The 13,296-nt window shown below is 44.3% G+C and carries 13 protein-coding genes and 1 pseudogene; 4 read left to right on the top strand and 10 right to left on the bottom strand.

All coding sequences use genetic code 11. The features are described 5' to 3' along the window. The first annotated feature begins 153 nt into the window (after positions 1 to 153). From CCU_RS03670 to CCU_RS03660, 3 genes are read left to right on the top strand one after another with little or no spacing between them, the layout of a single operon-like run. Positions 154 to 981: a pyridoxamine kinase gene (locus CCU_RS03670; RefSeq protein WP_015533616.1), complete on the top strand. Its 828-nt coding sequence runs from the start codon at positions 154 to 156 to the stop codon at positions 979 to 981. A 24-nt stretch (positions 982 to 1,005) separates the two neighbouring features. Next, the gene (locus CCU_RS03665; protein WP_015533615.1) at positions 1,006 to 1,665 is read left to right on the top strand and encodes a TatD family nuclease-associated radical SAM protein; all 660 of its coding nucleotides are present in this window, start codon (positions 1,006 to 1,008) and stop codon (positions 1,663 to 1,665) included. A gap of 38 nt (positions 1,666 to 1,703) precedes the next feature. Continuing rightward, complete coding sequence (locus CCU_RS03660) at positions 1,704 to 2,582, top strand: YitT family protein (RefSeq protein WP_015533614.1); 879 nt, start codon at positions 1,704 to 1,706, stop codon at positions 2,580 to 2,582. Between the two features lie 92 nt (positions 2,583 to 2,674). On the opposite strand, the gene CCU_RS03655 is transcribed toward CCU_RS03660, so the two are convergent. The 4 genes from CCU_RS03655 to CCU_RS03640 form a co-directional block, all read right to left on the bottom strand. Beyond that, positions 2,675 to 4,027, bottom strand: coding sequence for an MATE family efflux transporter (locus CCU_RS03655; RefSeq protein WP_015533613.1), 1,353 nt, complete (start codon positions 4,025 to 4,027; stop codon positions 2,675 to 2,677). Positions 4,028 to 4,132: 105 nt separating this feature from the next. Then, positions 4,133 to 4,612, bottom strand: coding sequence for a cyanase (locus CCU_RS03650; protein ID WP_015533612.1), 480 nt, complete (start codon positions 4,610 to 4,612; stop codon positions 4,133 to 4,135). 210 nt (positions 4,613 to 4,822) lie between these two features. Beyond that, positions 4,823 to 5,977, bottom strand: coding sequence for an SGNH/GDSL hydrolase family protein (locus tag CCU_RS03645; protein WP_015533611.1), 1,155 nt, complete (start codon positions 5,975 to 5,977; stop codon positions 4,823 to 4,825). Between the two features lie 68 nt (positions 5,978 to 6,045). After that, positions 6,046 to 7,092 (bottom strand): GDSL-type esterase/lipase family protein, encoded by a 1,047-nt coding sequence (locus CCU_RS03640; protein WP_015533610.1) that lies wholly within the window; start codon positions 7,090 to 7,092, stop codon positions 6,046 to 6,048. 255 nt (positions 7,093 to 7,347) lie between these two features. On the opposite strand from CCU_RS03640, the gene CCU_RS03635 reads away from it, so the two are divergent. Continuing rightward, complete coding sequence (locus CCU_RS03635; protein WP_015533609.1) at positions 7,348 to 8,709, top strand: MATE family efflux transporter; 1,362 nt, start codon at positions 7,348 to 7,350, stop codon at positions 8,707 to 8,709. Positions 8,710 to 8,793: 84 nt separating this feature from the next. Here the strand turns inward: CCU_RS03635 and CCU_RS03630 are convergent, their stop codons facing one another. From CCU_RS03630 to CCU_RS03605, 6 genes and pseudogenes are all read right to left on the bottom strand, one after another. Beyond that, positions 8,794 to 8,955 carry a hypothetical protein gene (locus tag CCU_RS03630; protein ID WP_015533608.1) on the bottom strand — a complete coding sequence of 54 codons (162 nt, stop codon included), beginning with the start codon at positions 8,953 to 8,955 and terminating at the stop codon, positions 8,794 to 8,796. Positions 8,956 to 8,988: 33 nt separating this feature from the next. Further along, positions 8,989 to 9,408: a hypothetical protein gene (locus CCU_RS03625; RefSeq protein ID WP_015533607.1), complete on the bottom strand. Its 420-nt coding sequence runs from the start codon at positions 9,406 to 9,408 to the stop codon at positions 8,989 to 8,991. Between the two features lie 120 nt (positions 9,409 to 9,528). Beyond that, positions 9,529 to 9,807, bottom strand: a complete 279-nt coding sequence (locus tag CCU_RS03620) for a TIGR04076 family protein (protein ID WP_015533606.1) — start codon at positions 9,805 to 9,807, stop codon at positions 9,529 to 9,531. Continuing rightward, positions 9,804 to 10,622, bottom strand: a complete 819-nt coding sequence (locus CCU_RS03615) for a pyridoxamine kinase (RefSeq protein WP_015533605.1) — start codon at positions 10,620 to 10,622, stop codon at positions 9,804 to 9,806. Before CCU_RS03615 ends, CCU_RS03620 begins: the two co-directional genes overlap by 4 nt. Before the next feature lie 39 nt (positions 10,623 to 10,661). Further along, positions 10,662 to 12,794, bottom strand: coding sequence for a TaqI-like C-terminal specificity domain-containing protein (locus tag CCU_RS03610; protein ID WP_015533604.1), 2,133 nt, complete (start codon positions 12,792 to 12,794; stop codon positions 10,662 to 10,664). Between the two features lie 305 nt (positions 12,795 to 13,099). Continuing rightward, positions 13,100 to 13,296 (bottom strand): annotated as a pseudogene (locus CCU_RS03605) (DUF2798 domain-containing protein); the annotation flags it as partial.

The raw sequence follows: 13,296 nt of genomic DNA, 5'->3' as shown, positions 1-13,296 counted from the left end.
TTACTACTTATCAAGATATGGGGCAATGTGGAAATTTTACCTATTCTCTTCCTTTTGCACATAAATTTCACTTGATCTGACGGAATTCAAATATTGAACACACCTGCATTTGATGATAAAATCTACTATATTTATTGAATTTGGAGAACTAAGATGCAGAAAAAAATCGCTCTAATAAATGATGTTACAGGATTCGGAAGATGTTCCATTGCTGTCATGGCGCCGATAGTGTCCGCCATGAAGATCCAGGCTGTCACTGTGCCGACGGCAATACTATCTACACATACACAGTTTCCTATATTTTACTTTGATGACTACACACCGAAGATGCGGGATTACATCCAGACCTACAAGGATCTGGATCTGCAGTTCGATGCCATATCCACAGGATTTCTCGGCTCCGAGGAACAGGTTGATATAGTTATCGACTTTATCAAATACTTTAAAAACGAGAAGAATTTTGTTATCGTCGATCCCGTCATGGGTGACTACGGCAAGCTGTACCCAACCTATACCGCGTCTATGTGCAGCAAGATGAAGGAGCTTGTAAAATATGCCAACATTATCACTCCTAATCTGACGGAGCTTTGCACCCTCCTTGATCTTCCATATCCGGAGCACACTGTGACCGTGAACGAGCTAAGGCAAATGTGCATGGCTCTGGCAGAGCAGGGACCGGAACATATCGTTGTGACAGGAATACACTTCAATAAGACTCAGATAGCCAACTTCATCTACAACAAGGATGAGGATTTCCAGATGGTCATGGTTGACAGGATCGGCGGCGACAGGAGCGGCACCGGAGATGTGATCGCAGCTGTCATTGCGGGTATGTATATGAACGGACACAGCGTCTATGAATCCGTGAAAAAGGCCGCCTCTTATGTATCAAAGTGCATAAGCTACTGCGTTGAGAACAATGTCCCGGAGAACTGGGGACTGTGCTTTGAGATGTACATGAAAGACCTGACAGATGAATAACTTAAACGATTGGAGATACTAACTATGGTTTTATACACTGTAACCGGAAAGGTCGGTGAGGAAGGTTACCTCGACATTGCAAAGAGCGGGGATCTCACAGGCAAAAATATATATGTAAACATGACAAACAAATGCCCCTGCAGCTGTGTGTTCTGCCTCAGACAGACAAAAAAGCAACAGGAAAACAATACTCTCTGGCTGAAGGATGGCGAGCCTTCCGTTGAGGAGGTTCTGAAGCTTTTCTCTAAATATGACCTGAATGTCATAAATGAGCTTGTATTCTGCGGATTTGGCGAGCCTCTTGAGAGACTTGAAGACGTATGCGCGGTGATCGATTCACTGAAAAATACATACCCAAATCTCAAAGTCCGCCTCAACACCATCGGACTTGCAAATCTTATATATGGAAGGGATGTTACCCCTGAGCTTGAGGGACGGATTGACACGGTATCGATATCCCTGAACGCTCCTGACGAAAAGGAGTTCCTTGAGCTCACCAGATCCCGCTACGGAATCCAGTCATATGAGGCCATAAAGGAATTTGCCGTTCTGTCGAAAAGATACGTGCCAAATGTTGTCATGACTGTTGTTGAAAAGGTCATGCCCGAGGACAAGATCGAGAAGTGCCGTCAGATATGCAAGGATTTAGGCGTTACTTTGAGGGTCCGCCCATTTGAAAATTAACTGCATTTTACAGTGACACTTACAAAGGAGGTACCGCTATGTTTCAATCTCTAGAGTTAAAACACCCAAGATTTTATCAGGTATTTCGCCTGTTCATCGTCGTATTTGCATCTATACTGTACGCATGGAATCTCCGATGCTTTGCCAAAACCGCAGGGCTGTTTCCAAGCGGGTTCTCCGGAGCATCTCTGCTGCTCCAGAACATAGGAATAAAATTCCTGCACATAAGCGTGCCTTTTGCAGTATTCAACATCGGGCTGAATCTGTTTCCTACATACATATCATACAAATATATCGGCAAAAGATTTACCCTCTATTCGATCATAGTCATACTTCTGTCGAGTATATTTGTGGATATTCTGCCACCATATGTATTCACGGACGACATAATGCTTGTAAGCCTGTTCGGCGGTCTCATCAACGGACTCGCCATCAGCCTGTGCCTGAACGTTGGGACCAGCACCGGAGGAACTGATTTCATCAGCATATTCCTGTCTCACCAGAAGGGTATAGATGCGTGGAACTACATACTGCTCGGAAACATCGTAATGCTGATCGCAGCCGGCGCACTGTTCGGCTGGTCAAAGGCTCTGTACTCCATCATCTACCAGTTCTGCAGCACGCAGGTGATCCAGCTTCTGTATAAGAGATATAAGAAAGAAACGTTGTTCATCATCTCCGACAAGTCAAATGAGATCTACCACGCCATCAGCGACCTGACTCACCATGACGCTACTCTGTTCAAGGGTGTCGGATGTTACGAGGAGAAGGAGAAAACCCTCATCTACTCCGTCATCAACTCGGAAGCGAAGCGTGAGCTCATACCGATGATCCGTGGGATCGATGAGCACGCATTTATCAACGTGGTCAAGACCGAGGAGCTGGACGGTAGGTTCCATGATATTCCTCACGACTGACGATCAATGAACTGCCACTTGTATCCGAACGATCATAATACCTTTACGAAATGAACGCACAATAAACATTCCTATCACCAAATACATATCTCTTATAAGTTGGCCTTATACAGCGTACCGCTCCTCTTCATCCACACAAATGCTCCCACGCATATCACTATGGATATAAATGATCCAGCCGGTGCCGCAAATCCCATCGGGAACAGGGTGTCTGGATACATGACAGATGCCAGATATGATCCCGGAATTCTTGCACATACTATGGCTATCATATTGTGAATAAACCCTATATAGGATTTGCCATAGGCACAGAAATATCCGGTGAAACTGAAATGTATTCCCGCAAATACGCAGTCCACTATATAACTGCTGATATACTGAACTCCCATCGCTACAACTACTTTGTTCTTACTAAAGAGTCCCACAAGTTCCGGTGCAAATATTTCAACTACCGCAATAGTTATGGCTCCGTATACCACTATGATCCCCAGCGCATACCTTAGTATCTGCTCCGCCCGGTCATGCTTTCCTGCGCCAATATTCTGTGCGGCAAGTGCCGACACTGTGGCGAGCATTGACGATGGAACTATGAAGATAAAGCTTATCATCTTCTCCACAACACCCACTGCCGCCGCGTCATTTACACCACGTTTATTCGCAATGACGGTTATGATGATGAATGCTATCTGTATACAGCCATCCTGAACAGCCACCGGAAGACCTATCTTTACGATCTCTCCGAGCACAGATCTTCTCGGAACAAAATCATTTTTCGTAAGTCTCAGCCCTGTGTTCATTCTCTTTATCGCCACAAATGATATTATAACGCTGAAGGTCTGTGCCAGCGTCGTTCCAAGAGCAGCGCCAAGAGGTCCCATGCCACAGGCACCTATAAATATGTAATCAAGTGCTATATTAAGGCCACACGCAACCGCAATGAAATACATAGGACTCTTAGAATCTCCAAGTCCTCTGAATACCGAACTTATCACGTTGTATGCTGTTATAAATGGAATTCCTATGAAGCATACTATCAGATAATCCGTGATTCCTTTGACAGCCTCCTCCGGGGTATCCATAACTGCAACTATTGGATTTATAAAAATGAGCAGCATTACTGTAAGTACTACTGATATTATCATGAAGATGGTGACTGTATTTCCGATGGCAGCCTGGGCATCCTGAAGCTTTTTTGCTCCCACTGCTTTTCCTATGACAACAGTTGTTCCCATGGCAAGACCAACCAAAATCACCGTGAGCATATGCATGACCTGGGAACCATTTGCCACCGCTGTGGTGGCTCCGGCATCATTGCCACAGAACTGCCCTATGATGAACAGATCCGCCATCCCGTATAGAGTCTGTAGAAAATAAGATAATAGATAGGGCAGTGCAAAATATGCCATCGTCTTTGGCACACTTCCGGTCGTAAGGTTCTTCTCCATTATGTATGTCCTCGTCTTTCATGTTGATGGGGACGGAGGTACCTGTCCTCTCCGTCCCCACATGATATTAAACCTTACAACAGTTGTAATGTCAACACATCAACTCTACCAAGGATACTGTCCTTTCTTGGCATATGGCAGGAGTTTTCCGTCAAACTTGATGATGACTCTGTGGTTGCCCTCGGCATCCTCAGTCACATCCACGTCAAGGCCAAAATCGATGGCACTCATGATGGCATTTCCGCCCTGCTCGTGGATTATGTCCTTGATGGCAGGGCCATATGTATCAATGACCTCATGAAGTCTGTAGAGAATAGGATCCGTGTTGCCTTTATATGGGTGCTCTGCGAGAAATGCCGTGGCTGACTTATCTATTCCCAGTGCTTCTGCAAGCTTATCGCAATATTCTTCAGGCACATACTGCTGTCCCTCAAATGCTGATGCGAGCCATACTTTATTCACACCTATTTTCTCTGCCAGCGCCTCATATGTGAGTCCGCTTGCCTTTTTTGCTGCCTTCATAGCGTCAAGTTCATCTGCGTGCTGCAATCTGATAAGATAATCTGCATTGTTCATCGGTGTCATAATATCATCCTCCTCAAAAATCTGTACGGATATAAAATTCATCATAAAAAAATAGAGGCACTGCAAGATTCTGCAGTACCTCTTTGTACATCTGAGCTAATAATAGTCCTCTATCCCCAATATTGCAATACACAATATTGTTTATTTTAATTTAATTCTTCAAATATCTATGCCAATCTGAACATTGTCATTCTCTTAATCACATACTTATCATGCAACTATTATGGACATAAGATAGAATGGTGTTGTACCCACACACTCATCATCAAGAACCGTTATCTCAAGTGTGTGTTTCTTCTTCTCACCATGATGAAGCACAGGCTCTATATACAGACAGTCACCCCAGTCCTCATCAAAATTGCCATCCAATAAAACCGGATGCTCGACGTCCCCATCAAGCACAGCCTGAGCCCTGACAGCAGGTCTTGATATTGTCTTTCTGTACTGTATTCCTATGCAACTTCCCTCAAGTTCAAATGTTATGCTATCACCGGCATGTACACCTGTCCATCCATTCTTGAAATGATCAAGGTGTCCCATCTTCTCATGAGTATCAGCCCTGAACCCTGAAAGCTTAGGACATATCTCGCGTATGGTAAGCCTCTTTGCATACTCATAAGCATTTGCGGTAACAGGTGCCGGAAGTACACATGAGCAGGCTGATTCGTCCTGGATATCATTCTCTGTGTCCGCGCCAGCATCTGCGGCATCCGTATTTGAGTCATCAGTCAAATTCTCATCTTGTATGAGATCATCCATAATTCTCTCAAGAAACTTTGTTATCTCACCGGCTACCAGACCATGTCCCTTATCATTTGGATGAAGTCCATCCGGGGTTATGTCGATCCTGTTATAATCTCCCGCCTTCATCCGCCTGTATATGGTGTCGTGCACGCTCACATGTGGCACTCCATAGTGATCTGCAAGTCTGTTGTGAATATCCTGGGTGCTTACACCCGTGTCGTAGAAAACGTTATTGAGCACCACCACCGCCGGTCTTGATGACCAGCAAAGCAATTTTCTCAGCACACCTTCAAAGGTCTCTTCACAGTATATGTTATCCACATCATTTACACTGAAATCCACAACCACAAAGTCCGGCTGGTACATGAGCACATCAGTCACAGCCCTGGACACACCATAGTATGAGTCTGTGCCGCCTATTCCGCCATTCACATAATTGAACTTTGCCTGTGGAAATGTATCACACCACCACTTGTATACCCTGTATGCATAAGTATTTTCATGCTCCGTCGCCAGACTTCCCTGCGTTATCGAACCGCCAAGGAAACCTATTGTAAGTTCCTGTCCACTCTGGGCGCGCTGTATAACTGATTTTATTCTTTCAAGATCATAATTTTCCATGGTTCATCCTCCATATTTGAACATCAGCTCATTAATAATCCTATCTTACCTCTAAGTTAGGATATAATTTAATTCCACCCCTCAATTTCGAGACCTTCTATATATTCGGTCAGCTCCGTTGCCATCTCACACGCCTCCGGTATCCTCAAATGTCCTGGCGTGCCGCATCCGTTTCTTCCATATACATAATGAGTTATCATTTTATCATTCATAGTGTCAACCACTTCATCTATAGCCTTGTCCCATGAACAGTCGTGACAGAGAAGTGTGGTACAGCAGATTATGTGTGCATCCGGATATGTCTTCCTGAGTTTTCCCAGAAATTTCATGTAATGGTCACGCCACGTTTCCGCCTGCCTGCCGTTATAGTCATCTTTCATAAAATCATACGGATGGTTGTCATTCTGTCCTATAGCAACTATAACAACCTGAGGTGTGTACTGGGAGAAATCCCACTGTGTCACCGGACCAAATGTAGGGTTGTAGTGAACCTTATCCCACACACTTTCCATGCCAATCTGATTCGGCTCCTGGAACCATCCTATCCTGTCCATGAGAGCTATCCCTCCCTGGGCTATGTCATGAATCTGTGCTTTCAGCTTTCTTGCAGTAATCCACGCATACGAATACCAGCTATTAGAATAACCGCCATTGTGTACCGGGTCTTCCTTTCCAACATAGTCGACAGCCTCAGATACTTCACCCGCTGACACCGAATCTCCATACACCTCTATTCGCCTGCCTGACAGCGGTTTCAAAGGAAGAAGTCTCTCCCCATCTCCGATCTCATACTCAAGTATAGTTACCTCATGACATGCATCCTGTCTCTTGAAGAACAGCACACGATGTTCATTTGTATCGTTATCCGGAACAACTATATCAAGTTCCGTAATTCCCTCTTTATTTAAAAGATAACTTCTCTGCGACTGATCGATTATACATCCAAGATAATTGTCCCAATAGTTATTCCTGTTGGACACCTTTATCTTAAGAGTATTGCCCGTAAATTTCATCTCCGCAGATGTACAAGGATATACCCACACCGGCTTCTCCGCATCTGTCCAATCAATACGTCCTGTATACCTGATCATAACATCATTTGGCTTGATCTTCATAATATTGTCTCCTGTCATTCCATTTGTTCTATATACATTATACATTTCTGTTTTCATATTAGTTAAGCTCTACCTAATAGTCAAACTTAATTTAGTTAAATATTAATTATTTTTTAATCACTTTAAACAAAATATGATTGAGAAGGTAGTTTCATATCTATAACACACCCCCATATACGTCTATTGATTATTTTTAACTGCAGTTCTATTATATGAAAGTAAACTATTCAATACATTTTGTAAGGAATGAAATCTATGAAAAGAGTAAACTTTGAAAATGGAAAGATAACTCAAAATATACTCGGTGTGGCCATTCCTATGCTAGTGGCTCAGCTCATAAGTCTGCTGTACAACGTGATCGACCGGATCTACATAGCAAGAATACCTGATGTGGGCACCGCTGCTCTCGGCGGAGTCGGTCTCTGTTTCCCGATCACCATCATAATCACTGCCTTCAGCAATCTGTTTGGCAGTGGCGGTTCTCCTCTGTTCTCAATCAGAAGAGGGATGGGGGATGATAAAACCGCAGATACCATAATGAATACAGCCTTCACTATGTTATGTGGTGCTGCCATTATTCTCATGGCTGTCGGTATGATATTTGCAAGACCGCTGTTGGTCCTGTTCGGAGCATCGGAAAGCGCACTCACATATGCGTACCCATATATGATGATATATCTGCTTGGCACTCTGCCATCCATGGTATCAACAGGCATGAACCCATTCATCAATGCACAGGGATATTCTGTAACAGGTATGCTGACAGTGGCCGTCGGTGCTGCCGCCAACTGTATTCTCGATCCCGTATTTATATTTGTCCTACATCTCGGCGTCAGAGGTGCGGCCATAGCCACCGTGATATCGCAGATCATGTCTGCCGCTTTTGTCCTCTACTTTCTGAAGAACAAAGCCGAATTGCAGGTAAAGCTGCTTTCATTGGGACAATTCAGGGAGTGTGTGACATATGCAAAGGATATTGTCAGTCTGGGAACCGCTGGATTTGTGATGCAGCTCACAAACAGCCTTGTATCAATATGCTGTAACAGTGTCCTGTCACGTACCGGAGGCGATGTCTATGTGTCAGTCATGACCATCGTGTCAAGCGTCAGACAGATCGTCGAAACTCCTATCTGGTCAATAGCCGAAGGTGCTTCCCCAGTCATCAGCTACAATTATGGAGCCAGAAAGCCCGATCATGTCAAAAAATCCATAGCCATCATGTCTCTGCTTGCAGTGATATATATGGTCATAGCATGGGGAATCATCCTGATTGCTCCGGGAGCACTTATATCTGTATTCAGCTCAGACAGTTCACTTATAAGTGACTCCATCCCGGCTCTCAAAATATATTTCGCTGCATTTGCATTTATGCTGCTTCAGTATATCGGCCAGACTACTTTCAAATCGCTGAACAAGAAAAAGCAGGCGATTTTCTTCTCTCTGCTCAGAAAGGCGATCATCGTAGTCCCTCTTACATACCTGCTGCCGTATGCTTTCCATCTCGGAACAAATGGCGTATTCATGGCTGAACCTATATCAAATATACTCGGAGGAAGCGCATGCTTTTTCACAATGCTGTTAACCGTAATACCGGAGCTTAACCGGATGAAAAAATAAAAATGATCCCACAGATATCCATAGTAATATCTGTGGGATCATTAATTTCTCTCTATTTTATTGTCTGGTTAAACTGCTTATCATCTAAGCTGCCTTCTTATCCTGAGTCATGTCTTTTGCATCTGGAGCCGTGATATCCTCTGATTCACGGTGCATCTTCTCACCCCAGTTTTCGTCCACAAAGCATTTGATTGCTGCTGCAAGTGCTATAACCCCAAATGTATAAGCCAATATATCCATTGCCATAATTATCTCTCCTTCACTGGTAATCTTATTTATTTAAATTCCAATGAAGGCGCGCTTTTTCCCGTCTGACCTGTGTATATATTCCAGAAGTATCCATCTGCGGCTGTTTGTCATCTCGGGATATCTGCCTGCAGATGCACATACACAGAATATCAGACTCAACAGCAATGCCGCAAGAACCGCCGACAGCATCCATGTATCGTCTATGGATTCTTCTGAATTTCCAGTCCGTATGTTTCTTGTCTGGATCACAAGCCCCGCAGAACTGTCAACCATGAGCACATCGTTGTTCCCGGCGTCTATTCCCCGACTCTCACCAAGCAATGATACCGAATGCGCAGAATAATTCCTGACATTCGGGTTGTAAAGCCCACAAACTCCAAGATATGAGACGCACATAACCACAGCAATTATCCATGCATATATATTGTAATGCGCTCTGCATCCTGCCATATGTGCCACCTCCCATACTTGATAAATACATCCGTCTTACTTACAGAGTATTATATTATATCAGGGAGTTTTTTTCTGCTGCTACACCGCTTCTTTAGCTGTCTCTTTGCCGTTTATTTGTCAATTCTTATCCTGCTCAGGCTGGACAACCTCTATCCTGAACACATTGATCGTGTCCACATCAGGACAACAGAACACTACAGTTCCCGGCTCATTTCCCGGGATGGTTCCACCATATCTAAGAATATCCACATATGGAAATGCCACATGCATGGCCATGGGACAGAGCTGCCCTCGCTCAGTATCAAAATCGTAGCTGTCACCTATCTTATGCCCCCTGTGGCAGCCGTGAGGGCCTTTGCGGTCTATGAGTGTTATCTTGATCTGCGGTCTGCTCATTCCGTTATCACCTCTATGTACTGTTCAAGAGGGATTCCCTTGTACTTGTCAACATTGTCCTTGTTCAAGGCTATAAGCTTCTCCACCACTTTCATGGCTGACTGCACACTGTCTTCTATGCTGTGTCCGCCTCTGTACTTTCCGATAAGCACAGCAGAGAATATATCACCGGTTCCCGGAAATCTCACAGGAATCTCTGTATATGGGAACACGTTCATTTTGTCTGTCTCGCCATCCAACAGGAGAGTGCTTGTCTGTCCATCTATATTCACGCTGGTAATAACTACGGTCTTTGCTCCATATCCGTGAAGCGTATGTGCCAGATCTTCGGCCTCCGCCATGGTCAGTATCCTCTTGTCAGTGTATTTGCTGGCAAGAAATGCTGCTTCTGTGCAGTTTGGCACTATGAGATCCGCCACTTTGCACATCTGTCTCATATAGCCAACCGTATTCTCCGTAACACCGTTGTACAGGATTCCGTCATCGCCCATGATCGGATCGACAAATATAAACGCACCCTGGTCTTTCTTCTTCTCACAGAACTCAGCCACAAGCCTGGTCTGTTCCTCCGATACAAGAAATCCGGTTGCTATGGTGTCAAATGTAAATCCAAGCTCACCCCACACTCTCATGCTGTTCTTCATATATCCGGTCGTCTCCAGAATATCAAACTTTCCGTAATCAAGCGTGTTGGACACCAATGCCGTCGGCAGGTTGTACACCTGGAATTTCATATTGGACATAATAGGGATCATCGCAGAAAGTGCAACCTTTCCATAACCAGCCATATCGTTTATAAGCAGTATATTATTCATAGTCTCTTCCTCTTCCTGATCAATTAAAGTATATTATTTTTATAACATATATTTGTCACCGGATAAAGACTGCTTTATGAACTCGTACTCTTCATCGGTAACTGAGTACAGCTTCCTAACAATGTCATCTATCTCTTCATACAATCTGTATCGCTGCAAATGGTCTTTACCTGTCTTGTACGTCTGCATTTCTGAATTCACAGAACTTTCTGTGATAAGTTCTTCTGCCATAAGCTCTTCTGCCTTTGAGATTATGCGTCTCTGTGTCTCCTCGTCTGCTACTGGAACAGGAATATTCTCTATATGGGATCTCAGAACCTTCACTGCGTTGTACCGCTTCTCATATATGTACTGCGCCACCCTTGAATTGAGTATCGCCATGATATATCTCATATCAAGTCCCGGTATATGTGGAATGACCACATTGCAACTGTTCAACGTAAGCCTCTGCCTGTCGTCATATGCAAATACAAGCTGTCTGTTGATAAACCTGTAGATCAGTTTCTCCGGAGCCCGGTAAAGCTCCAGCGGCGCCGCCTGCTGATACAGGGTAAGTTCCGGATACATATATTTTTCCGTTTTTCCGCATCTGTATCTGTATACATCTGCTCCGGTTATCACTGCCTCCATTCCCTCTCCGCATTCTGTGGACACATATTTCGCATTATCCCCGGTCACTATTCCCAGTGCAAAATCTGCCTGTCCACGCAGAAATTCACAGTTATCTGTATTTTCTATTCTGCAAAGCAGCCTGTACTCATCATCAGTGAGCCTAAGCATAAAATTCTCACTGCCAAGCGGCCTGTCCGTTCCTACAACAAACTCTCTGCCGTCTCTCTCTATCACCGCACCTTTGCTATGTCCAGGATCAGAACTCTTTTCAAGCTGCAGCACCAACGATGGACATTGCACACCATAGAATGCATCGCCAAGGAAACTCACCCGGCTCACATTTGCCGATTCGGCTATGATCTCCCTGATCGTCTTATGATTATGTACATCTAACAATGCCTCCGGCAGCACAAATGCAAGAACTCCTTCATCTGTCAACAGCTTCAGCGCACACTCCACGAACACATCAGACGACTCCACGCCCCTTCCGGCTGCAGTTCTGTATGCTTTCCTGAGTAATGTCCGTGTCTCCCTGTCAAATGTATATCCCCACGGCGGGTTACCGATGATGATGTCATATCCCGGATCAGCCAAGAGCTTCTTATCATCCCCACCACATTCTGAATCATTCCTGTATTCTGAAATGAAGTCTCTGCGCTCTATGTGCTCATATATTGTCCGGATCGCTTCGTCCACATTGACATGTCTTCTTCCGGACAATCTCCCAAGTGCCAGATTGAACCTCGCAAGCTGTACACTGAGTTCATCTATATCGCACGCATATATATTATTTAGTTCTATATCATCCGGAAGCTGTATAAGGAAATTGCCGGTTCCGCAACATGGATCGAATAATCGCTTACCGCCCTCAGATATTCTGCTTCCCATATCACCGGTCACATCACTTATCAGCGTTCTTACTACCTTTGTCGGCGTATAATATGAACCAGCCGCCTTCCGGCTGCCTGCATCTCTTATAGACATATAGAGAAGTCCAAGTACGTCCTCCCCCTTTTGATAATAGTAATTGGTGTCCATAAGATTTTTGTTATTATTTGCCCATGATAATGCTGCTTTTTTGTCCTGAATTATATCATCGATCAGCGCACTCCATACACCAATTGTCAAGCTTCCATCTATATATGCAGGGAATATTTCTCTGTCAACAGTAATCTCACCACTGCTTACCAGCAGCTTGAGTGCACAATCCGCCAGCAGAGTTCTCATGACCATCTCAGTCACACATATATTCTGCCTCTCCAGCTTATCCACCAGACTTTTTACTGTGTCTGTACTCTCGCAAATGTCTGACACATATCTGTCATACAATCCTTTGCCGGACACATACCGCTTATTCCGCCGGCTTCTGAGCGACCTTCGTTCGCCAGTTTCCAGTGACTGTTTCAGATTACTTACGTACTCCTCTGTGAAATACATCTGACCGGCCGGATCTATGCCCTGTGATTCAATTTTCCCAAGTCTGAGCCAGTTCCGCCCCGTTGCCCTCGATATTGAAAGCTGCTGACACAATCCATCCAGCGTTATGTATTTCTCACTCATACACAGCCCCTCGTTTCTTCATATGTCTGCCTCATATGCTTTTCCTGATCATATTCAAATATATTCATACGCAAAATCTCCGCCTTATTCTTCTTCAAAAAATCAGCCAGAATATTATTCCTGCTCTTATGAAAAATGTGATATAAAAGCATGAGAAATTCGCAAATTATAGATACGTTGGAATGGTCCGTTTCTTACGTTCGGACTCATAGAAACCTTCGACTTGAAACCTATGCTTTGAACGGATTGTAACACCTCGCCCAGCCTTTGTCTATACTTTAGGCAAAACTCTCCAAAACGGAGAATTATAACTCTGGCTGAGGTTCTTTGGATGGCTCTACACAGCCAGAACCCGCAAGCTGTCTCTTAAATATAGTTCTAAATATCAATCTCACAAGTGGTCCGCAATAGCAGAGCTGCCAGAGCAGTGCAACAGGGAGATTCATTCCCCATGTCTGGATAAATGTACCAACACTTGGTGAATCCTTGAACAAAACAGTTG

The sequence above is a fragment of the Coprococcus sp. ART55/1 genome, assembly GCF_000210595.1.
GTDB lineage: Bacteria > Bacillota > Clostridia > Lachnospirales > Lachnospiraceae > Coprococcus > Coprococcus aceti.
Note: the sequence above shows the minus strand (reverse complement) of the source record. Positions and strands in the feature narration are given on the sequence as shown.

Coding starts and splice junctions, on each gene's coding strand:
- CCU_RS03665 (WP_015533615.1), top strand. CDS start 1,006: ATGGTTTTATACACTGTAACCGGAAAGGTCGGTGAGGAAGGTTACCTC.
- CCU_RS03620 (WP_015533606.1), bottom strand. CDS start 9,807: ATGAGCAGACCGCAGATCAAGATAACACTCATAGACCGCAAAGGCCCT.
- CCU_RS03645 (WP_015533611.1), bottom strand. CDS start 5,977: ATGGAAAATTATGATCTTGAAAGAATAAAATCAGTTATACAGCGCGCC.
- CCU_RS03640 (WP_015533610.1), bottom strand. CDS start 7,092: ATGAAGATCAAGCCAAATGATGTTATGATCAGGTATACAGGACGTATT.
- CCU_RS03670 (WP_015533616.1), top strand. CDS start 154: ATGCAGAAAAAAATCGCTCTAATAAATGATGTTACAGGATTCGGAAGA.
- CCU_RS03615 (WP_015533605.1), bottom strand. CDS start 10,622: ATGAATAATATACTGCTTATAAACGATATGGCTGGTTATGGAAAGGTT.
- CCU_RS03650 (WP_015533612.1), bottom strand. CDS start 4,612: ATGACACCGATGAACAATGCAGATTATCTTATCAGATTGCAGCACGCA.
- CCU_RS03610 (WP_015533604.1), bottom strand. CDS start 12,794: ATGAGTGAGAAATACATAACGCTGGATGGATTGTGTCAGCAGCTTTCA.
- CCU_RS03660 (WP_015533614.1), top strand. CDS start 1,704: ATGTTTCAATCTCTAGAGTTAAAACACCCAAGATTTTATCAGGTATTT.
- CCU_RS03655 (WP_015533613.1), bottom strand. CDS start 4,027: ATGGAGAAGAACCTTACGACCGGAAGTGTGCCAAAGACGATGGCATAT.
- CCU_RS03630 (WP_015533608.1), bottom strand. CDS start 8,955: ATGGCAATGGATATATTGGCTTATACATTTGGGGTTATAGCACTTGCA.
- CCU_RS03635 (WP_015533609.1), top strand. CDS start 7,348: ATGAAAAGAGTAAACTTTGAAAATGGAAAGATAACTCAAAATATACTC.
- CCU_RS03625 (WP_015533607.1), bottom strand. CDS start 9,408: ATGGCAGGATGCAGAGCGCATTACAATATATATGCATGGATAATTGCT.